Raw genomic sequence first — 22,342 nt, 5'->3', positions numbered from 1 at the left:
ATTATAAGCCGCAAAGGCCGGATCCGGTGAGGCTAAAACGCTCAGTCGTTGCGCGATCCGCCGAAATACCCGCAACCACGCTCGACCTTGCCGTCGATGCGCAGCTCGGCGCTCATGTGCTGCACGCTGCCGGTGCTGCTGTCGACGCAGCGTTGTGGCGCGACCCACAACTCGATGCGCTGGTTGTTGGCTTCGCTGCTCAGGTTGAAGCGGCCATCGCCCAGTTGTTCTTCGACATAAGGCACGGCCAGCGCCGGTTGGCCTTCACGGTCGATGACCATGCCCTTGCCGCTGACTTTGACGTTCCACTCGGGCGTGTGGCCGGCGGCACGCAGGATCAACAGCTTGAAGTTCGGGTCATCGCACGCGGTGCCGGAGCGCTCGACGCGGTACAACTGGGCGAGGTCGAGGCGGTCGCCGGCGATCTTCCCGCGCACGTCGGCAAACAGCTTGCCCTGCTGATCGGCAAGGGTCGCGGCCTCTTGCAGCACGCTGGTGCCGCCGATGTCGTTGACCACGTACTGACGCTGTTCGCCACACGGCTGGAACACCAGTCTGCCGTCAGCCGCCGTCAACTGCCCCTGCATCCGGCTCTGCCCGACGTGGGAAGCACTTTGACGCGGGCCATCGAGCAATTGGCAGGCGGCGAACAACGGCAGCAGGGCAACAACGATCAATGAACGGGCAACACGCATCTTCGGCTCTCCAGACAAGTGCCGCCACGTTACGCAGGCTGACAATCAAATGCAAAAGATCAGCTCCTACATGGAAACGCACGTTCCTGTGCAGGAGCGGCCGAAGGCTGCGATCTTTTGCTCTTAACCGACGTGAAAGGTCTGCCCTGTTTGCAGACCTTCGACACTTTTCGCGTAGGCCAGCGCCACATCCGCCGCCGGAACCGGTTTGTAGCCACGGAAGTACGGGGCGTAGCTGCCCATCGCTTCCAGCAGCACCGTCGGGCTGATCGAGTTCACCCGCAGACCGCGCGGCAGTTCGATGGCGGCGGCTTTCACGAAGCTGTCCAGTGCGCCATTGACCAGTGCCGCCGAGGCGCCGGAGCGGATCGGATCGTGGCTGAGCACGCCGGTGGTGAAGGTGAACGAGGCGCCGTCGTTGGCGTATTCGCGGCCGATCAACAGCAGATTGATCTGGCCCATCAGTTTGTCTTGCAGGCCCAGGGCGAAGCTGTCGGCGTTCATCTCGCCGAGTGGGGCGAAGGTCACGTTGCCGGCTGCGCAGATCAATGCGTCGAACTTGCCGGTTTGCTCGAACAGCCGGCGAATCGAGTCGCTGTCGCTGATGTCGACCCGGAAGTCACCGCTGCTGCGACCGATGCGAATCACTTCGTGGCGCTGACTCAGTTCTTTGTCGACGGCCGAACCAATGGTGCCGGCGGCACCGATCAACAGAATCTTCATGGGCTGTTCCTCAATGGGTTGAACGAGGTTTCAGTCTAGAGTGGTTTTTTCTGCGGATAAGCGCACTAATAGGCAACCTTTGGTTTTCAAATGGAAACAATCCATGAGTGAAATGGATGATCTGGCGGCGTTTGCGGTGTTGATCGAGGCGGGCAGTTTCACTTTGGCGGCGCAGCAATTGGGCTGCAGCAAGGGCCAGTTGTCCAAGCGCATCAGCCAGTTGGAAGCGCAGTTTTGCGTGGTGTTGCTGCAACGCACCACCCGCCGCTTGAGCCTGACCGCGGCGGGCGCTGCATTGTTGCCGCAAGCCCAGGCGCTGGTGGTGCAGGTGGAGCGCGCGCGTCAGGCGCTGGCGCGGCTGAAGGATGACATGGCCGGGCCGGTACGGATGACGGTGCCGGTGTCGCTGGGTGAAACCTTCTTCGACGGATTGCTGCTGGAGTTTTCACAAAAATACCCCGAGGTGCAGATCGAGCTGGAGCTGAACAACCACTATCGGGATCTGTCTCGGGATGGCTTCGATCTGGCGATTCGCACCGAGGTGGCCAATGACGAACGCCTGGTGGCCAAACCCTTGCTGGCGTGGCAGGAAATGACCTGCGCCAGCCCGACCTATCTTGAACAGTTTGGCGAGCCGCTGACCCCGCAGGAGCTGGCCGAACACCGGTGCCTGCTCAACAGCCATTACAGCGGTCGCGAAGAGTGGCTGTATCACCAACAGCACGAATTGCTCAGGGTGCGGGTCTGCGGACCGTTCGCCAGCAACCACTACAACCTGCTGAAGAAAGCCGCCCTGGCCGGCGCCGGCATCGCCCGCCTGCCGTCATATTTGTTGCAGGCGGAACTGGCTGACGGCCGTTTGCGCTGGCTGCTGCGCGACTTTCAGACCCGGCGCATGCCGATGTACCTGGTGCATCCCTATCAGGGCGGCTTGCCCAAACGCACGCAAGTGCTGGCGGATTATCTGATCGGCTGGTTCAAGCGCAGCGGCGAGGCGCTGGATCGACTTCAGCGATAACGTCGGGCGATCAGGTGATCGATCGACAATTTCCCAGGTCCGGTCGCCATCAGGTACAACAGCACCGCCGCCCAGGTGCCGTGGGTTGGATACGCATCCGGGTAGACGAACAGTTGAATGGTCAGGGTCATGCCCAGCAGCGCCAGTGCGGAAAACCGTGTGGCAAAGCCGATCAGGATCAGCACCGGGAAGAAGTGCTCGGCGAACGCCGCCATGTGCGCGGCGATTTCCGGTGACAGCAACGGCACGTGGTACTCGCTTTTGAACAGAGGAATGGTCGAGTCCGCCAGGCGTGGCCTGCCGAGTTGAAAGGTGCCGTCGATCAGGTCGATGGCCAGGCCTTCGACCTTGGTCTGCCCGGACTTCCAGAACACCGCGGCAATCGAAAAACGCGCGATGAAGGCGATCAGGCTGTGGGGGATTTTCTCCAGCAGCGTGATGGCGCGGACGATGAGGTTGTTCATGGCGATTCCTTGTTGTTCAGGTCAACGATGGCGTTGTGCGCAATCAGCAGCGCGAGGGTGTTGCTGAGGTCGAATGGCGGACTGTTTTGGGCGGCCGCCAACAGCGGCTGGTCATCGAGCAGGTGGCGCAGAAACACGCTGGCGCCGGTTTCGAGGGCAAACACCTCGACGTCGAGGCCATTGCGCAGCACCAGGGCGTGCTGCCCGTGGTGGATGTCGATGCCGGCCAGCGTTGCGTCCCCTTGATGTGCGGCCCAGATCGCGACCACAGCGTGGTGCGAATCCAGTAGATGCAGGGACGGATGAAGCATGAAGCGCAGGTGGCTCAGCCCATCGGGATTGGCCAGCGCTTCGGTGATCCGTTCAGGACGTACCGGCAACGCATCGGCGGCGTGGTAGGCGCGGGTACGCAGGCGTTCCAGACGTGCCACGTCGGCCAGATACGGCACGCTCGCCGCCGGTTCGAAGGCGTCGATGAAGGCTGGCAGGGCGTCGCCGTAACGGCTCATCAACGGGCTGTCGGGTGGCTGCTGTTGTACGAACACCGCGGCCATGGCGCGGAAGAACGCCTCACCGACCAATTGTTGCACCACCGGATAACTGTCTGCCAAGGCATTGATCAGCGATCCCTGCACATTGTTGCGGTACACCGAAAATCGACTTGCCGGATCGGCGCCATTGGCGCTGCACAAACCTTCGGGGCAGGGCCGTTGTGGGTCGAGCAGGGCCGCAGCAAAAGCCGCTTGAGCGCTCATGGCCGTGCTCCCGCGCCGAGCAAGATCTCGTCGGCCTGCCGTGCCTCCGCCAGCAACACATTGAAGGCTGGCACCTGATTGTCGCGCTCGATCAGGGTCGCCACCGCGCCAGTGCGCTGCAGCGCTTGCCGGTACAAGGTCCAGACCGCCTGATCGACCGGCGCACCGTGATCGTCGATCAGCAAGCGGTCGCCGAGGCTGTCACTGTCTTCGGCAAATCCGGCCAGGTGAATCTCGCCCACGGTGTGCAGCGGCAGGGCGTCGAGATAGGTCAGTGGATCGCGCTGATGATTGATGCACGAGACGTAAACGTTATTCACGTCCAGCAACAGGCCGCAGCCGCTGCGCCGCACCACTTCGGCGATGAAGTCCGGCTCATCGAGGGTGGAGCGCTGGAATCCCAGATAGGTCGCCGGATTTTCCAGCAGCATCGGGCGTTTCAGGGTGGTTTGCACCTGATCGATGTGTTCGCAGACCCGGTTCAGGGTCGGCGTGTCATAGGCCAGCGGCAGCAAGTCATTGAGGAACACCGGGCCGTGGCTCGACCAGGCCAGGTGTTCGGAAAAGGAGTGTGGTTGATAGCGCTCGATCAGGTTCTTCAGGCGTTGCAGGTGCTGAATGTCCAGTGGCCCTTCGGCCCCGATGGACAGCCCGACGCCGTGCAGCGACAGCGGATACTGCTCGCGGATCAAACCGAGAAAGTGATGAAACGGACCGCCGTCCACCATGTAGTTTTCGGCGTGGACTTCGAAGAAACCGAGGTCCGGCAGTGAACCGAGCACTTCAGTAAAGTGCCCGGTCTTGAGCCCCAGCCCGGCACGGGGCGGGAGCCCGGGGAGGGCTGCCTGAGTGCGGGGTGGGACAGGTTCGTCGAGGGTGAACATGATCGTCACTCAGGCAGGCCGTGGATCAGGACTTGGCTTTGAACGCTTCCATCTGACCGAAACCGGTCGGCGAGGTCTTGCTCTCGGTGGTGGCGCAGGTGCCTTTTGGCACGAGTTTCCAGGCGTTTGGCTGGTAGTCCGTTTTCGCGGTGCCGGCACAGGTGGTGCCTGCGCCCGCGGCGCAATCGTTGTGACCTTTCATGGCCACGCCGAAGCATTTTTCCATGTCGGCATCAGCGGCGTGGACGGTCGACACGGCGGCCATGCTCAGGGCAGAGCCAAGGGCTAGAACCAGGGCGGTAGCGGACAGGGTGCGGGTGGTAGCAGTCATGATGTTTCTCCAGGTTTGAGCTTGGGTTTTGCAAGCGAAGTGCGCTTGCTTACCCCACTAGAGAACGCTCATGGCGATGCGTTACAGCGCAGCCGAAATTTTTCAGAAAAAATGCAAAACCGTGTAGGAGCTGCCGAAGGCTGCGATCTTTTGATCTTGCTTGAAAAGGCAACGGCAAAAGATCGCAGCCTGCGGCAGCTCCTACAGGGGGATGTGTGAGGTAAAAAAAAACGGCCCGAAGGCCGTTTTCTTGTTCAACGAAAAGCATCAACCGCCGAGGTACGCCTCGCGCACTTTCGGGTCGGTGAGCAGCGCTTCACCGGTGCCTTGCATGACCACGCGACCGTTCTCCAGAACGTACGCACGGTCAGCGATTTTCAGCGCCTGGTTGGCGTTCTGTTCGACCAGGAACACCGTCACACCGTCCTTGCGCAGCTGTTCGATGATGTCGAAGATCTGCTGGATGATGATCGGCGCCAGGCCCAGCGACGGCTCGTCGAGCAGCAGCAGTTTTGGCTTGCTCATCAGCGCACGGCCGATGGCGAGCATTTGCTGTTCGCCGCCGGACATGGTGCCGCCGCGCTGGTTGAAGCGTTCTTTCAGGCGCGGGAACAGTCCGAGGACCTTGTCCATTTGCGCTTGATAGTCGCCCTTGTCGGTGAAGAAGCCGCCCATCGACAGGTTCTCTTCGACGGTCAGACGGGCGAACACCCGACGACCTTCCGGCACCACCGCGATGCTCTTGCGCATGATTTGCGACGAGTCCTGGCCGACCAGTTCCTCACCCATGTAGCGGATGCTGCCGCTGTGCGCCTGCGGCGAACCGCAGAGCGTCATCAGCAACGTGGACTTGCCGGCACCGTTGGCGCCGATCAGCGTCACGATCTCGCCCTGACGGACCTCGACGTTGACGCTGTGCAGGGCCTGGATCTTGCCGTAGAAGGTGGAAACGTTTTCGAACTGCAGCATTTACGCTTCCCCCAGGTAGGCTTTGATCACTTCAGGATTGTCGCGGATCTGTTCCGGCGTACCGTCGGCCAGAGGCGTGCCCTGGTTGATCACGACGATGTGGTCGGAAATGCTCATGACCAGTTTCATGTCGTGCTCGATCAGCAGCACGGTGACGTTGTGCTCTTCACGCAGCACGCTGATCAGCGCCTTGAGGTCTTCGGTTTCCTTCGGGTTCAGACCGGCGGCCGGTTCGTCGAGCATGAGGATCCGTGGGCGGGTCATCATGCAGCGGGCGATTTCCAGGCGCCGTTGCTGACCGTAGGCCAGGGTGCCGGCGGTACGGTTGGCGAACTCTTTCAGGTTGACCTTTTCCAGCCAGTACTCGGCATATTCCATGGCCTCGCGTTCGCTCTTGCGGAACGCCGGGGTCTTGAACAGGCCGGCCAGGAAGTTGGTGTTCAGGTGACGGTGCTGAGCGATCAACAGGTTCTCGACCGCTGTCATGTCCTTGAACAACCGCACGTTCTGGAAGGTGCGCACCACGCCCTTGAGGGCGATCTTGTGCCCCGGCAGGCCCTGGATCGGCTCGCCGTCCAGCAGGATGCTGCCGCCCGAAGGCTGATAGAAACCGGTCAGGCAGTTGAACACGGTGGTCTTGCCCGCGCCGTTCGGCCCGATCAGCGCCACCACTTGTTTTTCCTTCACGGTCAGGGCCACGCCATTGACCGCCAGCAAGCCGCCGAAGCGCATGCTGAGGTTTTCGACTTTAAGAATCTCGCGGCTCATTTTCGCAACTCCATGTGTGGGCGTTGCATCGGCAGCAGACCTTGTGGACGCCAGATCATCATCAACACCATCAGCGCACCGAACATCAACATCCGGTATTCGCTGAACTCACGCATCATTTCCGGCAACAGGATCATCACCACGGCCGCGAGAATCACGCCCAGCTGCGAGCCCATGCCACCCAGCACAACGATGGCGAGGATGATCGCCGACTCGATGAAGGTGAACGATTCCGGTGTCACCAGACCCTGACGGGCAGCGAAGAAGCTACCGGCGAAACCGGCGAAGCTCGCACCCAGGGTGAACGCCGACAGCTTGATGATCGTCGGATTCAGACCCAGCGCCCGGCAGGCGATTTCATCTTCACGCAGCGCTTCCCACGCACGGCCGATCGGCATGCGCAGCAGGCGGTTGATGATGAACAGCGCCGCCAGTGCCAGCAACAGGGCCACCAGGTAGAGGAAGATCACCTTGTTGATCGAGTTGTATTCGAGGCCGAAATACTCGTGGAAGGTTTGCAGGCCTTCCGCGGCCTTGCGTTCGAAGGTCAGGCCGAAGAACGTCGGTTTCTCGATGTTGCTGATGCCGTTCGGACCGCCGGTGATGTCGGTCAGGTTACGCAGGAACAGACGGATGATCTCGCCGAAGCCGAGGGTCACGATCGCCAGGTAGTCACCGCGCAGACGCAACACCGGGAAGCCCAGCAGGAAGCCGAATGTCGCCGCCATCAGGCCGGCAATCGGCAGGCAGATCCAGAAGCTCAGGCCGTAGTAGTGCGACAGCAGCGCGTAGCTGTAGGCGCCGACGGCGTAGAAGCCGACGTAACCCAGATCGAGCAGACCGGCCAGACCCACGACGATGTTCAGGCCGAGGCCGAGCATCACGTAGATCAGGATCAGCGTTGCGATGTCCACCGCGCCCCGGGAGCCGAAGAACGGCCAGATCAGCGCACCCAGAATCAGCGCGATGATGATGTAGCGCTGGGTGGTCGGCAGGGTCAGGAAGTTGCTGGCCTTGGCCGGGATCAACGGCAGGCCCGGCGAGGATTTCCACGCCTTGCTGATCTGCTGGTTGAACAGCACCCGCAGGAACATCAGCACCGAGCACACGGCGATGGTCGCCAGAATGGCCGGGCTGGTGCCGTGCACTTCGAGGTTGATGCCGACGATGGTCAGTTTCAGACCGAGTACCGGGTAGGCCACGGCCCACACCAGCAAAGCGCTGAACAGCGCCTGTTTAAGATTCCTAGTCATACTTTCTCAACCTCCGGACGGCCCAGAATGCCGGTCGGACGGAACAACAGCACCAGAACCAACAAGCCGAAAGCCACGACGTCCTTGTACTGGTCGCCGAAGATATCGGCACCGAACGCTTCCGCCACCCCAAGCACCAGCCCGCCGAGCATCGCTCCGGGGATGCTGCCGATGCCGCCCAGTACCGCGGCGGTGAAGGCCTTGAGGCCGACGAGGAAACCGGCGTTCGGGTTGATCACGCCGTACTGCATGCTCAGCAGCACAGCCGCGACGGCCGCCAGCGCAGCACCGATGACGAAGGTCAGGGCGATGATGTTGTTGGTGTTGATGCCCAGCAGGTTGGCCATCTTGATGTCTTCGGCACAGGCGCGGCAGGCGCGGCCCAGGCGAGAGCGGGAGATGAACAGCGTGAGGCCGAGCATGGCGACCAGGGTCACCACGAACACCACGATTTGCATGTAGGAAATCAGCACTTCATGTGCGCCACCTGGCCCGATGGAAATGTTTCCAGGGATCAGGTTGGGGATGGATTTGTCCTTGGAGTCTTGCGCCAGCAGAACCGTGTTCTGCAGGAAGATCGACATACCGATGGCGGAAATCAGCGGGATCAGACGGTTGCTGCCGCGCAGGGGGCGGTAGGCGATCCGTTCGATGCTGTAACCGTAGGAACTGGTGACGACGATGCTCGCGATGAACGCTGCGGTCATCAACAGCGGGACGTTGTCGATTCCCATCATGGCCAGCCCGGCAATGGCGATGAACGCCACATAGGAACCGATCATGTACACCTCGCCGTGGGCGAAGTTGATCATTCCAATGATGCCGTAGACCATCGTATAGCCGATGGCGATCAGGGCATACGTGCTGCCAATGGTCAGGCCATTAACCAGCTGTTGGAAGAAGTGATAGATGTCAGGCATTACAACGCTCCTAAAAACCTGATACGCATTTCACTGGTGGAGTCATTTTTCCGCCCGGCCCCGTGGATCTTTATCCACTTCGAATCCGGGTTTTGCCAGCGAACCGCTGATGACGGTTTTGAGATTTTCAGGTGGGGAGACTGGCGGATCACGCCAGCGCGGCCCATACATTCGTAAAACAAAGCCCACGGCACGCCGTGGGCTTTATTGGCAGTCAGTCAGGGCGCGCCTTACTGAGGCGAAACTTCAGTTTTTGGTTTGCCGAAGTGCCACTCGTAAACCACAAATTTGAAGTCCTTCAGGTCACCTTTGGCGTCGAAGCTCAGGTCGCCGGTCGGGGTCTTGAAGGTGCCGGCGTGAATGGCTTCGGCCACTTTGGCAGGGTCTTCGGATTTGGCTGCGGTGATACCGCCGGCAATCACTTCAACCGCCGAGTAGGAAGGGAACACGAACGGGCCGCTCGGGTCTTCTTTCTTGGCCTTGAAGGCATCTGCCAGGGCGACGTTGGCCGGATCCTGGTCGAAGGATTTCGGCAGGGTCACCAGTAGGCCTTCGGAGGCGTCTTTGGCGATCTGCGAAATGGAGTCGTTACCCACGCCTTCCGGACCCATGAACTTGGCTTTCAGGCCTTTTTCCTGGGATTGACGCAGGATCAGACCCAGCTCCGGGTGGTAGCCGCCGTAGTAAACGAAGTCGACGTTGGCTTGCTTGAGTTTGGCGATCATCGAGGAGAAGTCTTTGTCGCCGGCGTTGACGCCTTCGAACACGGCGACTTTCACGCCTTTCTTTTCCAGGGTCGCTTTAACGGCGGTGGCGATGCCTTCACCGTATTGCTGCTTGTCGTGCAGTACAGCAACGATTTTCGGCTTCACGTGGTCGGCAATGTAGTTACCGGCGGCAGGGCCCTGGGCGCTGTCCAGACCGATGGTGCGGAAGACCATTTTGTAACCACGAGCGGTGATGTCCGGGCTGGTGGCAGCCGGGGTGATCATGATCACGCCTTCGTCTTCGTAGATGTCCGAAGCAGGCTGAGTGGAGCTGGAGCACAGGTGACCGACCACGAACTTGACGCCGTCGTTGACGACCTTGTTCGCGACCGCAACGGCTTGTTTCGGATCGCACGCGTCATCGTATTCAACGGCTTCGAGTTTCTTGCCGTCGACGCCGCCCTTGGCGTTGATCTGCTCGATGGCCATTTTCGCGCCACTGAACTGCATGTCGCCGTATTGGGCAACAGGGCCGGTTTTAGGGCCGGCGATACCGATCTTGATGGTGTCAGCTGCGAACGAATGGCTGGCAACCCCGGCCAGAACCATAGCGGCAAACAGTTTGGAAATCTGCTTAGTAGCCTTAGTCATAGTGCTCCACTCTTACTGTTGTAATTTTTTTGAGTTCTGGCGCCGTAGCAGCAGAACCGGGTCAGATATCTTTGCGATACCCTCCGGAAATGCCCCCGGCAACTGTACCGGTACAGTGTAGAGCGCCGGTTGTTGGCCTGGGAAGCTGGCGCCAGGGGGCAAAACTTGTGGGTGTCGCATTTTTGAATGAAAAAGACAGAATTGCGGCGGGGCTTTCGTGGGGCTTATGCCCCAAACAGCAGCATTCCTTGGCGTTCCTGCTCTTTTCGTTCGGTGAAGCCATTTGCAACCGGGTTTTTCTGCCGGACCACCGACGTTATCATTCGCGTCGATTTCTTTTCCGGACAGTCCCATGAATCAAGAACCTAGCACCCTCTATGCCAAGCTGCTTGGTGAAACCGCATCTATTACCTGGAAAGAGCTGGAGCCGTTCTTCGCCAAGGGTGCCCTATTGTGGGTCGACCCGGCCCTGGATTTGATCGCCGCTGCCGAGGCCGTGGCATCGGATGATGGCGAGAAAGTCGCCGCCTGGCTGGCCGAAGACAAGGTCGCGAAGCTGTCTGAAACGCGGGCGCTGGATATTTTCGAGCGGGATCCCGCGCTGTGGGCGGTTGTGGTGAGTCCGTGGATTCTGATCCAGGAAAGGGCGTCGGCTTGAGCGGTCGCACCTTGATGGTGCGCGCCTCACCTGTAGGAAAGTGTGTAGCCGAGTAGCGTGATGGCACGTTGCCGTGAAGAAATGCCACAAGCAGGGGTGGCCTCACGGTGACGTAAACGTAACGGGAACAGTTTAGTAAGCAGCCTAACGGCTGCTTAATTGTTTCTGGATATTGGAAAAGCTGAGATTTTCAGGGGATTTGATGGCCTCATCGCGAGCAGGCTCACTCCTACAGGGGAATGCGTTCCAACTGTAGGAGTGAGCCTGCTCGCGATGGCGGCGACTCGGTCTCGGATCAGACCGAGTAAGTCTTGCCCGTATGGTTATTCAGGGAAATCACCTTGGTCTTGCCGATCCGGTGACGGTAGATCTCGCGTAGGTACTTGATCGACTTCTTCACGCAATCGCGTGACAGGCGAATGTCATTGATCGAGACGAACTTGTCCTTGTCGTTGATCAGTTCGCGGTATTTCTTCTCGTACATCGGTTTGATCGCGTACCAGTTGGTGTCGAGGATCTTCGCCGGGTTCTCGAACTCGTTGAGCAGGTCGTCGATGCGGTCTTCGTCGAAGTCTTCATTAATGATGAAGTCGAGGATCGAGTTGTCCAGGGTCTCATCGAAACGGTATGGCGTCTTCGCAAAGCAGCGCTTGATGAACGCCACGATCAACGTCAGGAAGTCGTCCGACAGGCACGGGCTCTTGGCGATCAGGGTGGTCAGCGACAGGTTGGCCGACGCACCGATCACCAGTGCATAACGCTTGAGCGTGGTGTTGGGGAATAGGCTGTTGAGGTGGGTCTTCAACCGGTTCAGGTCCATGTACGACAGCTTGTAGTCTTTGGGCAGCGAGACGATCGAGACCACCGACGAGCAGTTCTTGAAGAAGTGCAGGTCATGCAGGGCGGCGGCGTCGTAGCCGGAATTCTTGTACTGCTCCAGCGACGCACGATAGCGCTTGGACTCGATCGGCAGCAGGCTGATGCCTTCGATCGCCTGGGTGACCTTGTTGAAGTGCGGCAGGTCGATCGAGCGGAAAAACAGGTCGTCGATGTTCAGGCGCTGCGGCTCTTTGTCGAACACCTTGAACTTGTCGCTGCTCGGCGGCGGGGTTTCCGGCACCACCGATTCGGCGTAGGCGATTGCCACCGGACCGGCCAGGCTCATGAACAGGTCGTTGGCGTCCAGGCGAATGGTTTCGCCGATGTCGATGCCGGCGCGACGGAAGTAGTTCTGGTCGTAGTCGGTGGTCACCGCCTGCGCTGTCAGAATGTTGAAGATCTGCTGCGAGATGTACTGGTTGGCGTGCTTCTCCATTGCATTGACATCAATGTTCTGGATGTTGCCGTCATCGCTCTCTTCGGCGTAACGCATGATGTCGTTGGAGATCAGCATCATCGCGTTCCATGGGCGGATACGCCCCATGACGCTGGCTTCGCTGCTGTCTTCATTGGCGAAGTTGTACGAGAAATCCCATTCTTCCGACAGGTATTTGCACAGCAGGCGTCCGGCGTTGATGTGCAGCGCCTCGGACATTTCACTGCGGTGGTCGGAAATGTTCGGCAGCACGCAGATGCCGCTGGTGAAGATCGGCTCGAACACGAACGAATGCCCGCTCTTGCCGTCGTGCTCGTCCATCGGCTTGGTGTCGAACGTCTTGTTCATGTACGAGTGCTGCTGGGCCAGGCCGAACTCCGAGGCCATGCCCGAGCCGGTACCGCCGCCGGCACTGAAGATCGAGAAGTACAGGCGCGACTGGTTGGCCTTGATGCCGCAGCTGTCGATCAGGTACGAGTGGATCATTTTCCAGTCAGGGCTGGAGAAACGCTGGGTGTCCTTGTTGAGGATGATCTTCGCCAGGTACTGGCCGAGGATCGGCGCGTTACCGGCGCCACCGGCGTGGACTTCGGACAAGTCCATGATCTTCATTTTGCTGTAGTCGCGCAGGAAGCCGCTTTTTTCGCCCTTGCGCGAGAAACGGATGCGCCCGGCGATGTCCTTGTCGAGGTCGCCGAGCATCACCAGCGGTTCCACCAGGAACACCGGCTTGGTGGATTTGTTCGGGCCGATCCGCAGGTTGTGCTTGATCCACTGGGCCGGGCTGTAGCCCTTGTCGGCCAGCCGCCGATCAGCCGCGCGGTCTTCATTGTTGAATTCGTTGAGGTAGAACTTGCGCGCGTTGTACACCAGTTCGGCGACGTCGAGCGCGATGTTCGAGCCGCAGCGACCGAGGCCGATCAGGCACACCGACGGAAATTCCTGGTCGTTGTGCTGTTCGTTGTCGCCTTCCAGGTGCGGCGGACGCGGGAACACCAGGTCACGCAGGCCGTCGAGGTTATCGAGGATGCGGTCGGTATTGGTCTCGGTGTAGTACAGATATTGGTGAGTGCCCAGCGGGCGCGAAGGAGGCAATGGCTTCATTGGCGCCGGGCTGTTCGCCGCAGGGCTCAGGGTCAGGTCGGATACCGCAGTGGCCGGATTGTTTTTAGAAGTCATTGTGCGCCATATACCTGGACAGGATTGGCTCGGCGACCGGTGTCATCGAGCCTCAAGGAAAAGAGGATCTCGCGTCTTTGACTGCGCGTATTTGGCCCGGGCGTCAGGGGCTTGGCCTGATCGTCGCGCGGGGGAATCCTTTCCTGATCGTTCATGAATCGGCCATTATTCGGTGATCTTTAATCGAAAAGAGGCGAAATGATGTCAACGCTACCTTCGTTGGGCTTTGCCGGAATCGGCTTGATGGGCTTGCCGATGTGCCGGCGTCTGCTGGCCGCGGGTTACCCGCTGACCGTGTGGAACCGCAACCCGGCCAAGTGCGCACCCCTGGTCGAAGCCGGCGCCCGGCAAGTCGCGACCCCGGCCGAACTGTGCGAACACGCGGACGTGGTGATGCTCTGTCTGGCTGACACGGCGGTGGTGCGCGAGGTGGTGTTTGGCGCCGGCGGTGTCGCTGAAGGTGCAAAAGAAGGCCAGTTGCTGGTGGATTTTTCCAGTCTGGAACCGACCGCGACGCGTGAGATGGCGGCCGCACTGGCAGACCAGACCGGCATGCGCTGGCTCGATTCTCCGGTGTCCGGCGGCGTGGTCGGTGCCGAGGCGGGCAGCCTGGCAATCATGGTCGGTGGGACAGCGGCGGATCTGGATCGGGTGCGCCCGCTGCTGCTCAACCTCGGTCAGCGCGTTACCCACATGGGCGGCATTGGCGCCGGGCAGGTGACCAAGGCCTGCAATCAGATGATCGTCGCCTGCAATGCGCTGGTGATTGCCGAAGTGGTGGCGCTGGCCGAACAGGCCGGGGTCGATGCCGGCCTGATTGCCGAAGCGCTGGCCGGTGGTTTCGCCGATTCGAAACCGTTGCAGATCCTCGCCCCGCAAATGGCCGAGAGCCGTTTCGAGCCAGTGAAATGGCACGTGCGCACGCTGCTCAAGGATCTCGATACCGCGGTGAAGTTCTCTCGCGAACAGGGTTCGGCCACGCCCATCAGCGGATTGGCCGCACAACTGATGCGCCTGCATGGGGCGCAAGGCTTTTTGCAGCAGGATCCCGCGACACTGGTTCAAATGTACCGCGCGCCAGAATCAGCGGATTGACCGCGTGCGAGTGTTTGCGCTGATTGATTTCTTCCAGCACCGGGCGTAATTCGTCCAGCGGCACCGGTCGGCTTAGCAGATAACCCTGAATGTAGTCGCAGCCCGAGCGCTCCAGAAACTCGTACTGCTCCAGGCTTTCCACGCCTTCGGTCACCACCTGCAGATGCAGGGTGTGGGCCATGACGATGATCGCCTGGACGATCTCCATGTCGGCGGTTGCCGTGGGAATGTCGAGAATGAACGAGCGATCGATTTTCAGCGTGTTCAGTGGCAGGCGCTTGAGGTAGGCCAGCGACGAATAACCGGTGCCGAAGTCGTCGATCGACAGCGACACGCCGAGGGCGCGGATCTGCCGCAGCAGCACCAGGGTGTTGGCAATGTTGCCCATCAGTGCGTTTTCGGTGACTTCCAGTTCCAGCCGTTCCGGCGCAACCCCGGCGCTGCGCAGTGCGCTTTCGATCTCGTCGGCCAGCTCTTCCCGGGCGAGATTGAGTGGCGAGCAGTTCCAGGCGATTTTCAATTCTTCGCAGCCGTGCCGCGTCAGTTCGCCAAGGTCCGCGCAGGCTCTGCGCAGCACCCAGTTATCCAGTTCGGCGATCAGGCCGTTGGTTTCGGCAATCGCAATGAAACGGTCCGGGGCCAGCAGGCCATGCACCGGGTGCTGCCAGCGGATCAACGCTTCGAGTTTGGTTACCCGACCGGTTTTCAGCTCGAAGATCGGTTGGTAATACAGCGTTAACCCGTGCTCTTCACGCAGGGCCTGGCGCAGTTCTTCTTCCAGTTGCAGTTCGAGGCTGGCGCGGGTCTTCATGTTGGAACTGAAAAAGTGCAGGCCGTTACGCCCGGCCCCCTTGGACTGATACAACGCCAGATCGGCGTGCTTGAGCAGTTCTTCGCAGGTGGTGCCGTCGTCGGGGAACAGGCTGATGCCGATGCTGGTGGTCATCACCATGCGGCGTCCGGCGAGTTCGATCGGCTCCTTCATTTTCAGCATGATCCGTTGCGCCATGCTGCGCGCTTCCTCACGGTCACGCAGGCCGATCAGGATGCAGAACTCGTCGCCACCGAAGCGCGCAACCACGTCGTCATGGCTGCGCACCGAATTTTTGATGTGATTGGCGATGACTTTGAGCAGGGCGTCACCGGCGTCGTGGCCCAGGCTGTCGTTGATCCGCTTGAAGTGGTCAATGTCGAGAAACATGACCGCAAGCATGCCGCCTTCGCTGGTTTTCTGGCTGAGTTTCTCGGCGAAGATCTGATTGAAGCCGCGGCGGTTGATCAGGTTGGTCAGGGCGTCGTAGTTGGCCACTTGTTGCAGCGACATCCGCGCCTGATCGAGTTGGCTGAGCAGGGCGTTGACCCGACGCAGGTCGTGCTCCTTGCTCTGCAGTTTCTTGTCGGCCAGCGCCGCGCTGATCGCGCTGCCGAGAATCAGCAGGATGATCAGCGCCACCGTCAGGCCCAGTTGCAGGTGATTGGTTTCGCCGCTCAGGGTCGGCGCAGTGCCTTCGGGCAACACCAGGTGCAACGCGGCCATCGCGGTGAAGTGCATGCTGATGATGCCGGCGCCGAGGATCATCGCGGCGGTGTATTTGAGCAATTGATGAAAACGCCCACTGCCTTCACGCAAATAACCGGCAACCCACAACGCGGTGAAGCTGGCGCCAATGGCAATCATGATCGACAGGCAGAACAGCAGCGGCTGGTAGTAGGCAGTGGCCACCGAGTGCAGCGCCGCCATGCCGACGTAATGCATGCCGGCGATGCCCAGACCAATGACGATGGCGGTTTTCAGGTAGTGCACCAGGCGGGTTTGCGGATGACTCAAGGTGTGCATCGCCAGCCACGCCGCGAGCAGTGCGATCAGCAGGGAGAACAGGGTGATCGCCAGGTCGTAGTGGATTTCGATCGGCGCCTGGAACGCCAGCATGGCAATGAAGTGCATGGCCCAGATACCGCCGGCCAGGCAGGTGGCGCCGATCCAGCGCCACATCCGTTGCGAACCGAGGTCTTCCGCATGGGCGACCCGCTCGGCCATGTCGAGAGTGGCAAAACTCGCGGCGCAGGCGACCAGATAGGCCACCAGCACCAGCAGCGGGTTGTGGGTGCAATCGAGGATGACCTGCCCGCTGTCCGGCAGCTCGGTAACAAACTGCAAACCAAGCCACTCCATAGCATGCCCCGTCTCTGAAGTCGTCCCTGCGCCATCAACGCAAGCGAATGAAAGCAGTATAGAGGCGGTTTTTAACGTGCAAGCGGTAGTGGCATATTGCAGTCAACGATTTCGGCATTAGCGTCATAGCGATTGGCGCTAAGCGTCAGGCACTCCGGTCGTAATGGATCTGGTTCCACTCCGGGTCAAGAGGCGGCAAGCCGAATCGGGCACGGGCGGCGTCGCAATCGACGTTCTGTTCACCGTTCTCCCACGAGGCCTCGAACTCGCGGCAGGGGCTGGAGCGCTGTTCGTAGATCGAGCACTGCACGGTATTGCCCACCTCACCGACCAATGCCGTGCAGCGCGGCGATTTGCAGTCGGTGCCGTTCATCGCGACCCGGCTGGGGGTGATCTGCGTGACCAGTTCATCGGGCACCGTCCCCCCGGACGAGGCACACTCACCCCAGAAAAATGACACGCGAAAATGGGAACAGCAGGCACCGCAATTCAGACACGGACTGACTTCGGACATTAGGAGGGCATCAAAGGGGTTGATCGGCGAATCCGGACGGATCCGGCGGCTATTCTAGGCTTCGCCATGAACTTGGGAAGGGGGGCGCGAAAGTATTTTTTTGTAGCCGGGTTTTGCCATGAAACCCCCGGTTTACGGGGGATTTCATTGTTATCAAGGGCTTACGTTTCGTTACAGTGCCATGGCCTGTCATCAGCTTGACGAATGATCACAGACAGCCCCGGCAGGCCTGTCTAGATTGCAGGTTCCGGGCTCGGATGCGACGGCAGTGAAGCCCTATGACAATAAAGAGACGGACCCATGCAGAACTCGACCCAAGCGGCGAATGCCTGGCGCATTCTGTTCCTGTTGTTCCTTGCCAACCTGTTCAATTTCTTCGACCGCACCATTCCGGCGATCATCATCGAGCCGATCCGCATGGAATGGCACCTCAGCGACTTTCAGCTGGGGATCGTCGGCACGGCGTTCACTCTGGTGTATGCAATTGCCGGCCTGCCGTTGGGGCGGATGGCCGACACCGGTTCGCGCAGCAAACTGATGGGCTGGGGGCTGGCGACCTGGAGCGCGCTGACTGCGGTCAACGGTCTGGTCGGCAGTTTCTGGAGTTTCCTGCTGGTGCGCATGGGCATCGGCATTGGCGAAGCCAGTTATGCGCCGGCGGCCAACTCGCTGATTGGCGACCTGTTTCCGGCGCACCGGCGGGCCCGGGCGATGGGTATTTTCATGCTCGGGCTGCCGCTGGGACTGCTGCTGGCATTCTTCACCATTGGCGCGATGGTCAAGGCGTTCGACAGCTGGCGCGCGCCGTTCTTTATTGCAGCGGTGCCGGGGCTGATCCTTGCGGTGTTCATGTTCTTCATCAAGGAGCCCAAGCGCGGCGCGGCGGAAACCGTGCAGGTGTCCCAAGAGAAAGTCGACAAGCCGATCCGCCGGGTGCTCGCGGTGCCGACGTTCCTCTGGCTGGTGATGGCCGGTTTGTGCTTCAACTTCGCCACCTACGCCTGCAACTCGTTCATGGTGCCGATGCTGCAGCGATATTTTTTGATGCCGTTGCACGATGCGGCGGTGGCCACCGGGGTGATTGTTGGTATCACCGGGTTGCTCGGCCTGACCCTCGGCGGCTGGATCGCCGACAAGATCCATCAGCGGGTCGCCAACGGCCGACTGTTGTTTGCCGGGTTCAGCCTGATCATCTCGGCGTTGTGCACGGCGTGGGCGCTGCATGCCGGACGGGTCGAGATCGGCGTGTTCGTCGCGCTGTTCAGCGTCGGCTGGCTGTTTGCCTATAACTTCTACACCTGCGTGTACACGGCGATTCAGGACGTGGTCGAACCGCGCCTGCGGGCAACGGCGATGGCGCTGTTCTTTGCCGGGTTGTACCTGCTGGGCGGTGGTTTGGGGCCGGTGGTGGTCGGTGGCCTGTCGGATCACTTCGCCCAATCGGCGATGCTTTCAGCAGGGGCTGAACAGATGACCGAGGCGTTCAAGGCCGTGGGGCTGCATGACGCGATGTACCTGATCCCGGTGGCGCTGTTCTTGACCATGGTGTTTCTGTTTCTGGCGGCGCGGTGTTTTGTCCGGGATGCGCAGCGGATGAAGGAGGGGTTGGTGGCGGTGGTTGAGCCTGATGTTGCTGTAGCGACTGCATGATAGCTAACGCGAGCAGGCTCACTCCTACAGTTTGAAACGCATTCCAATTGTAGGAGTGAGCCTGCTCGCGATAGGACCATTAGCATCACCCGATAAATAACAGACAAACAAAAAGGCCCGCATCACTGCGGGCCTTTTCATTTATAGCGGTGGAGCAGAGGGCTTAACCCGCTACCAACACCCGGATCGCTTCCAGACGCAGCGCCGCTTTGTCCAGCATCGCCAGACCCTGTTCACGTTGCTTGCGCAGCGCATCCAGTTCGCTGTCACGCACGGTCGGGTTGACCGCTTGCAACGCGGTCAGGCGCGCCAGTTCTTCGTCGGTGTCGGCCGCCAGACGGCGACGGGCCTCGGCCACGCGCTCGGCGTGACGCGGGGCGATCTTGTCTTCACCGGCGTTGATCCGTGGCGTCAGCTGATCGCGCTGGGCCTGGATGAACTTGTTGGCGCTGGCGCGTGGCACGCTTTCCAGTTGATCGTTCAGGGTTTCGAACGAGACCCGTGGCGACAGGTCGTTGCCATTGGCATCGAGCAGGCAGCGCAGTGCAGCCGGTGGCAGGTAGCGGCCCAGTTGCAGCGAACGCGGGGCAACCACTTCGCTGACGTAGAGCAGTTCCAGCAGCACGGTGCCCGGTTTCAGCGCCTTGTTCTTGATCAGCGCGACGGCGGTGTTGCCCATCGAACCGGACAGCACCAGATCCATGCCGCCCTGCACCATCGGGTGTTCCCAGGTGATGAACTGCATGTCTTCGCGCGACAGCGCCTGGTTGCGGTCGTAGGTGATGGTCACGCCTTCGTCGTCACCCAGCGGGAAGCTGGCGTCGAGCATCTTCTCGCTCGGCTTGAGGATCAGGGCGTTTTCCGAGTGGTCTTCGCTGTCGATGCCGAAGGCGTCGAACAGGGTTTCCATGTAGATCGGCAGGGCGAACTGGTCGTCCTGCTCAAGGATCGCCTCGACCAGTGCGTCACCTTCGCCAGCGCCACCGGAGTTGAGTTCCAGCAGGCGGTCGCGACCGGTGTGCAGCTCTTGCTCCAGACGCTCGCGTTCGGTGCGCGCCTCGTCGATCAGCGCTTGCCACTCGCTGTCGTCGGCTTCTTCGAGCAGCGGCAGCAGGCGTGGGCCGAACTGGTGCTGCAAGGCGTTGCCGGTCGGGCAGGTGTTGAGGAACGCGTTCAGCGCTTCGTGGTACCACTGGAACAGGCGCTCTTGCGGGCTGGTTTCCAGGTATGGCACGTGCAGTTCGATGATGTGCTTCTGGCCGATCCGGTCGAGACGACCGATACGCTGCTCGAGCAGGTCCGGGTGCGACGGCAGATCGAACAGCACCAGATGGTGCGCGAACTGGAAGTTGCGACCTTCACTGCCGATTTCCGAGCAGATCAGCACTTGCGCGCCGAACTCTTCGTCGGCGAAGTAGGCGGCGGCGCGGTCACGTTCGAGGATGTTCATGCCTTCATGGAACACCGTGGCCGGGATGCCGGAGCGCACGCGCAGGGCGTCTTCCAGGTCCATCGCGGTTTCGGCGTGGGCGCAGATCACCAGCACTTTGGTGCGCTTGAGCATTTTCAGCTGATCGATCAGCCACTCGACGCGTGGGTCGAATTTCCACCAGCGCTCTTCTTCGCTGGCGTCCGGCTGGGCCTGGAAGCTGACTTCCGGGTACAGCTCGGCGTGATCGCCCAGCGGCAGTTCGAGGTATTCGTCCGGGCACGGCAGTGGGTACGGGTGCAGCTTGCGTTCCGGGAAACCCTGCACCGCGGCGCGGGTGTTACGGAACAGCACGCGGCCGGTGCCGTGACGGTCGAGCAGTTCACGCACCAGGCGGGCGCTGGCTTCGGTATCGCCATCGTTGACCGCGGTCAGCAGGGCTTCGCCCTCGTTGCCGAGGAAGCCGTGAATGGTCTTGTGCGCTTCCGGCGACAGGCGCCCTTTGTCGAGCAGTTCCTGAACGGCTTCGGCCACCGGGCGATAGTTGTCGCTCTCGGCGCGGAAGGCGGCCAGGTCATGGAAACGGTTCGGGTCAAGCAGGCGCAGGCGCGCGAAGTGGCTGTCCTGACCGAGTTGTTCCGGGGTGGCGGTGAGCAGCAGCACGCCGGGAATCACTTCAGCCAGTTGTTCGACCAGCGAATACTCGGGGCTGGCTTTCTCTTCGTGCCACACCAGGTGGTGCGCTTCGTCGACTACCAACAGGTCCCAACCGGCGGCGAACAGTGCGTCCTGGGCTTTCTCGTCATCGACCAGCCACTCCAGCGCCACCAGCGCCAGTTGGGTGTCTTCGAACGGGTTGGTGGCATCGCTTTCGATGAAGCGTTCTTCGTCGAACAGCGCGACCTGCAGGTTGAAGCGGCGGCGCATTTCCACCAGCCACTGGTGCTGGAGGTTTTCCGGGACCAGGATCAGCACGCGATTGGCGCGGCCCGACAGCAGTTGGCGATGGATCACCAGACCGGCTTCGATGGTTTTACCCAGACCCACTTCGTCCGCCAGCAATACGCGCGGCGCGATGCGGTCGGCGACTTCACGGGCAATGTGCAACTGGTGCGCGATCGGCTGCGCACGCACGCCGCCCAGGCCCCAGAGCGAGGACTGCAACTGGCGGCTGGTGTGTTCCAGGGTGTTGTAGCGCAGGGAGAACCACGACAGCGGGTCGATCTGCCCGGCGAACAGGCGGTCGCTGGCCAGACGGAACTGGATGAAGTTCGACAGCTGGGTTTCCGGCAGGGTGACCGCTTCGTTCTGCCCGTTGAGGCCGTGATAGACCATCAGCCCGTCGACGTCGTCGACTTGCTGCACGGTCATCTTCCAGCCTTCGAAGTGAGTAATGGTGTCACCCGGCGAGAACCGCACGCGGGTGAGAGGCGCATTCCGTAGCGCGTACTGGCGGGTTTCGCCAGTGGCCGGGTAAAGCACGGTCAACAAGCGGCCGTCCTGTGCCAGAACGGTGCCTAAACCAAGCTCTGCTTCGCTGTCACTGATCCAGCGTTGCCCCGGTTGATACTGCTGCGCCATGCTGCCTGACTCCCACCTTGAAAAAGCGGGCTATCTTAACGGAATGCAGGCTTCAGGGCCAAAGATTACTGGGTAGGAGCTGCCGCAGGCTGCGATCCTTTGATCTTTGGAAACACTTGAGATTTGTGGTGTCCGATTAAAAGATCGCAGCCTGCGGCAGCTCCTACAGGTGCCAAGTGCGTCACAGATTTGCGACGGATGGCTCAAGGCGCCTTTGCCGCAGCCGATAGCCTGCTGACAGGAGACCTTTATATGCTGCCACCGATGCTCCCCCTGAGCGCTGTGCCGATCACTTCCCAGCAGGATCCGATTCGCCAGCGGCCGGACATTCCTCCGGTGGTGCCGGTGCAGGAAAGCTCCAACGAAAGCACGATCGATCTGCAGAAACGCGACCCGGAAGAGGATCGACTGCTGGCGCGCGAAGAACAGCGTCGTCAGCAGGAACGTGATCGTCGCCGCCGCGAAGCCGACGAAGACCCGGAAGAACACCTCGCCGTGCCGGGCACCGAGCTCAATGCCGACAATACCGTGCCGGTGGTTCCGTTGATGGAAGATCAGCCGCGTCAGGGCTTGTGGGTCGATATCGAGATCTGAATCCGGTCATTCACAT

Annotated in this window: 21 protein-coding genes; 6 read left to right on the top strand and 15 right to left on the bottom strand. The window is 60.7% G+C overall.

Annotated elements, in window-relative coordinates; all coding sequences use genetic code 11:
- Positions 1-41: 41 nt before the first annotated feature.
- Together HBN98_RS02380 and HBN98_RS02375 are read right to left on the bottom strand one after the other, a co-directional pair.
- Positions 42-695 (bottom strand): COG3650 family protein, encoded by a 654-nt coding sequence (locus tag HBN98_RS02380; protein WP_083366802.1) that lies wholly within the window; start codon positions 693-695, stop codon positions 42-44.
- A gap of 123 nt (positions 696-818) precedes the next feature.
- A complete protein-coding gene (locus HBN98_RS02375; protein WP_083366801.1) occupies positions 819-1,418 on the bottom strand; it encodes a short chain dehydrogenase in 600 nt (199 codons plus the stop codon).
- Between the two features lie 103 nt (positions 1,419-1,521).
- Between HBN98_RS02375 and HBN98_RS02370 the strand changes: the two genes are divergently transcribed.
- Complete coding sequence (locus tag HBN98_RS02370) at positions 1,522-2,436, top strand: LysR family transcriptional regulator (protein ID WP_083366800.1); 915 nt, start codon at positions 1,522-1,524, stop codon at positions 2,434-2,436.
- On the opposite strand, the gene HBN98_RS02365 is transcribed toward HBN98_RS02370, so the two are convergent.
- Genes HBN98_RS02365 through HBN98_RS02350 form a run of 4 tightly spaced genes read right to left on the bottom strand, consistent with a single transcriptional unit; the run spans position 2,427 to position 4,870 of the window.
- Positions 2,427-2,900, bottom strand: a complete 474-nt coding sequence (locus tag HBN98_RS02365; RefSeq protein WP_083366799.1) for a DoxX family protein — start codon at positions 2,898-2,900, stop codon at positions 2,427-2,429. The genes HBN98_RS02370 and HBN98_RS02365 overlap by 10 nt on opposite strands.
- The gene (locus HBN98_RS02360; protein ID WP_083366798.1) at positions 2,897-3,655 is read right to left on the bottom strand and encodes an HvfC/BufC N-terminal domain-containing protein; all 759 of its coding nucleotides are present in this window, start codon (positions 3,653-3,655) and stop codon (positions 2,897-2,899) included. Before HBN98_RS02360 ends, HBN98_RS02365 begins: the two co-directional genes overlap by 4 nt.
- Positions 3,652-4,539: an MNIO family bufferin maturase gene (gene bufB / locus HBN98_RS02355; protein ID WP_083366797.1), complete on the bottom strand. Its 888-nt coding sequence runs from the start codon at positions 4,537-4,539 to the stop codon at positions 3,652-3,654. The genes HBN98_RS02360 and bufB overlap by 4 nt, the downstream gene beginning before the upstream one ends.
- Positions 4,540-4,564: 25 nt before the next feature.
- Complete coding sequence (locus HBN98_RS02350; RefSeq protein ID WP_064586348.1) at positions 4,565-4,870, bottom strand: BufA1 family periplasmic bufferin-type metallophore; 306 nt, start codon at positions 4,868-4,870, stop codon at positions 4,565-4,567.
- A gap of 21 nt (positions 4,871-4,891) precedes the next feature.
- On the opposite strand from HBN98_RS02350, the gene HBN98_RS02345 reads away from it, so the two are divergent.
- A complete protein-coding gene (locus HBN98_RS02345) occupies positions 4,892-5,089 on the top strand; it encodes a hypothetical protein (protein WP_151101467.1) in 198 nt (65 codons plus the stop codon).
- 48 nt (positions 5,090-5,137) lie between these two features.
- On the opposite strand, the gene HBN98_RS02340 is transcribed toward HBN98_RS02345, so the two are convergent.
- The 5 genes from HBN98_RS02340 to HBN98_RS02320 form a co-directional block, all read right to left on the bottom strand.
- Positions 5,138-5,839, bottom strand: coding sequence for an ABC transporter ATP-binding protein (locus HBN98_RS02340; RefSeq protein WP_064586349.1), 702 nt, complete (start codon positions 5,837-5,839; stop codon positions 5,138-5,140).
- Entirely contained in the window at positions 5,840-6,607 is a 768-nt protein-coding gene (gene livG / locus HBN98_RS02335) for a high-affinity branched-chain amino acid ABC transporter ATP-binding protein LivG (RefSeq protein WP_025110759.1), read from the bottom strand.
- Complete coding sequence (locus tag HBN98_RS02330) at positions 6,604-7,860, bottom strand: high-affinity branched-chain amino acid ABC transporter permease LivM (protein ID WP_064586350.1); 1,257 nt, start codon at positions 7,858-7,860, stop codon at positions 6,604-6,606. Before HBN98_RS02330 ends, livG begins: the two co-directional genes overlap by 4 nt.
- On the bottom strand, positions 7,857-8,780 hold the full coding sequence (livH, locus tag HBN98_RS02325) for a high-affinity branched-chain amino acid ABC transporter permease LivH (protein WP_003222384.1): 924 nt from the start codon (positions 8,778-8,780) through the stop codon (positions 7,857-7,859). Before livH ends, HBN98_RS02330 begins: the two co-directional genes overlap by 4 nt.
- Positions 8,781-9,010: 230 nt before the next feature.
- Positions 9,011-10,138 (bottom strand): branched-chain amino acid ABC transporter substrate-binding protein, encoded by a 1,128-nt coding sequence (locus tag HBN98_RS02320; protein WP_064586351.1) that lies wholly within the window; start codon positions 10,136-10,138, stop codon positions 9,011-9,013.
- Between the two features lie 352 nt (positions 10,139-10,490).
- On the opposite strand from HBN98_RS02320, the gene HBN98_RS02315 reads away from it, so the two are divergent.
- On the top strand, positions 10,491-10,796 hold the full coding sequence (locus tag HBN98_RS02315) for a DUF2288 domain-containing protein (RefSeq protein ID WP_064586352.1): 306 nt from the start codon (positions 10,491-10,493) through the stop codon (positions 10,794-10,796).
- A 295-nt stretch (positions 10,797-11,091) separates the two neighbouring features.
- Here HBN98_RS02315 and HBN98_RS02310 read toward each other — a convergent pair whose 3' ends face one another.
- Entirely contained in the window at positions 11,092-13,290 is a 2,199-nt protein-coding gene (locus HBN98_RS02310; protein ID WP_064586353.1) for a hypothetical protein, read from the bottom strand.
- A 198-nt stretch (positions 13,291-13,488) separates the two neighbouring features.
- Between HBN98_RS02310 and HBN98_RS02305 the strand changes: the two genes are divergently transcribed.
- Positions 13,489-14,385, top strand: coding sequence for an NAD(P)-dependent oxidoreductase (locus HBN98_RS02305; protein ID WP_162276286.1), 897 nt, complete (start codon positions 13,489-13,491; stop codon positions 14,383-14,385).
- Here the strand turns inward: HBN98_RS02305 and HBN98_RS02300 are convergent.
- Both HBN98_RS02300 and HBN98_RS02295 read right to left on the bottom strand, forming a co-directional pair.
- Positions 14,276-16,558 (bottom strand): putative bifunctional diguanylate cyclase/phosphodiesterase, encoded by a 2,283-nt coding sequence (locus HBN98_RS02300; RefSeq protein ID WP_083366796.1) that lies wholly within the window; start codon positions 16,556-16,558, stop codon positions 14,276-14,278. The genes HBN98_RS02305 and HBN98_RS02300 overlap by 110 nt on opposite strands.
- 145 nt (positions 16,559-16,703) lie before the next feature.
- Entirely contained in the window at positions 16,704-17,072 is a 369-nt protein-coding gene (locus tag HBN98_RS02295) for a YkgJ family cysteine cluster protein (RefSeq protein ID WP_064586355.1), read from the bottom strand.
- Between the two features lie 300 nt (positions 17,073-17,372).
- Between HBN98_RS02295 and HBN98_RS02290 the strand changes: the two genes are divergently transcribed.
- Positions 17,373-18,722: a spinster family MFS transporter gene (locus HBN98_RS02290; protein ID WP_083366795.1), complete on the top strand. Its 1,350-nt coding sequence runs from the start codon at positions 17,373-17,375 to the stop codon at positions 18,720-18,722.
- Positions 18,723-18,885: 163 nt separating this feature from the next.
- Here the strand turns inward: HBN98_RS02290 and rapA are convergent, their stop codons facing one another.
- On the bottom strand, positions 18,886-21,732 hold the full coding sequence (gene rapA, locus HBN98_RS02285; protein ID WP_083366794.1) for an RNA polymerase-associated protein RapA: 2,847 nt from the start codon (positions 21,730-21,732) through the stop codon (positions 18,886-18,888).
- A 252-nt stretch (positions 21,733-21,984) separates the two neighbouring features.
- Between rapA and HBN98_RS02280 the strand changes: the two genes are divergently transcribed.
- On the top strand, positions 21,985-22,326 hold the full coding sequence (locus HBN98_RS02280) for a hypothetical protein (RefSeq protein ID WP_003222394.1): 342 nt from the start codon (positions 21,985-21,987) through the stop codon (positions 22,324-22,326).
- The last annotated feature ends 16 nt before the right edge of the window (positions 22,327-22,342 follow it).

This window comes from Pseudomonas koreensis (genome assembly GCF_012986595.1).
Classification (GTDB): domain Bacteria; phylum Pseudomonadota; class Gammaproteobacteria; order Pseudomonadales; family Pseudomonadaceae; genus Aquipseudomonas; species Aquipseudomonas koreensis.
This window is presented reverse-complemented; position numbering and strand designations above follow the sequence as displayed.

Excerpts from the sequence above, each read along its gene's own strand:
- HBN98_RS02380 (WP_083366802.1), bottom strand. The coding sequence starts at position 695 with ATGCGTGTTGCCCGTTCATTGATCGTTGTTGCCCTGCTGCCGTTGTTC.
- HBN98_RS02375 (WP_083366801.1), bottom strand. The coding sequence starts at position 1,418 with ATGAAGATTCTGTTGATCGGTGCCGCCGGCACCATTGGTTCGGCCGTC.
- HBN98_RS02370 (WP_083366800.1), top strand. The coding sequence starts at position 1,522 with ATGAGTGAAATGGATGATCTGGCGGCGTTTGCGGTGTTGATCGAGGCG.
- HBN98_RS02365 (WP_083366799.1), bottom strand. The coding sequence starts at position 2,900 with ATGAACAACCTCATCGTCCGCGCCATCACGCTGCTGGAGAAAATCCCC.
- HBN98_RS02360 (WP_083366798.1), bottom strand. The coding sequence starts at position 3,655 with ATGAGCGCTCAAGCGGCTTTTGCTGCGGCCCTGCTCGACCCACAACGG.
- bufB (WP_083366797.1), bottom strand. The coding sequence starts at position 4,539 with ATGTTCACCCTCGACGAACCTGTCCCACCCCGCACTCAGGCAGCCCTC.
- HBN98_RS02350 (WP_064586348.1), bottom strand. The coding sequence starts at position 4,870 with ATGACTGCTACCACCCGCACCCTGTCCGCTACCGCCCTGGTTCTAGCC.
- HBN98_RS02340 (WP_064586349.1), bottom strand. The coding sequence starts at position 5,839 with ATGCTGCAGTTCGAAAACGTTTCCACCTTCTACGGCAAGATCCAGGCC.
- livG (WP_025110759.1), bottom strand. The coding sequence starts at position 6,607 with ATGAGCCGCGAGATTCTTAAAGTCGAAAACCTCAGCATGCGCTTCGGC.
- HBN98_RS02330 (WP_064586350.1), bottom strand. The coding sequence starts at position 7,860 with ATGACTAGGAATCTTAAACAGGCGCTGTTCAGCGCTTTGCTGGTGTGG.
- livH (WP_003222384.1), bottom strand. The coding sequence starts at position 8,780 with ATGCCTGACATCTATCACTTCTTCCAACAGCTGGTTAATGGCCTGACC.
- HBN98_RS02320 (WP_064586351.1), bottom strand. The coding sequence starts at position 10,138 with ATGACTAAGGCTACTAAGCAGATTTCCAAACTGTTTGCCGCTATGGTT.
- HBN98_RS02315 (WP_064586352.1), top strand. The coding sequence starts at position 10,491 with ATGAATCAAGAACCTAGCACCCTCTATGCCAAGCTGCTTGGTGAAACC.
- HBN98_RS02310 (WP_064586353.1), bottom strand. The coding sequence starts at position 13,290 with ATGACTTCTAAAAACAATCCGGCCACTGCGGTATCCGACCTGACCCTG.
- HBN98_RS02305 (WP_162276286.1), top strand. The coding sequence starts at position 13,489 with ATGATGTCAACGCTACCTTCGTTGGGCTTTGCCGGAATCGGCTTGATG.
- HBN98_RS02300 (WP_083366796.1), bottom strand. The coding sequence starts at position 16,558 with ATGGAGTGGCTTGGTTTGCAGTTTGTTACCGAGCTGCCGGACAGCGGG.
- HBN98_RS02295 (WP_064586355.1), bottom strand. The coding sequence starts at position 17,072 with ATGTCCGAAGTCAGTCCGTGTCTGAATTGCGGTGCCTGCTGTTCCCAT.
- HBN98_RS02290 (WP_083366795.1), top strand. The coding sequence starts at position 17,373 with ATGCAGAACTCGACCCAAGCGGCGAATGCCTGGCGCATTCTGTTCCTG.
- rapA (WP_083366794.1), bottom strand. The coding sequence starts at position 21,732 with ATGGCGCAGCAGTATCAACCGGGGCAACGCTGGATCAGTGACAGCGAA.
- HBN98_RS02280 (WP_003222394.1), top strand. The coding sequence starts at position 21,985 with ATGCTGCCACCGATGCTCCCCCTGAGCGCTGTGCCGATCACTTCCCAG.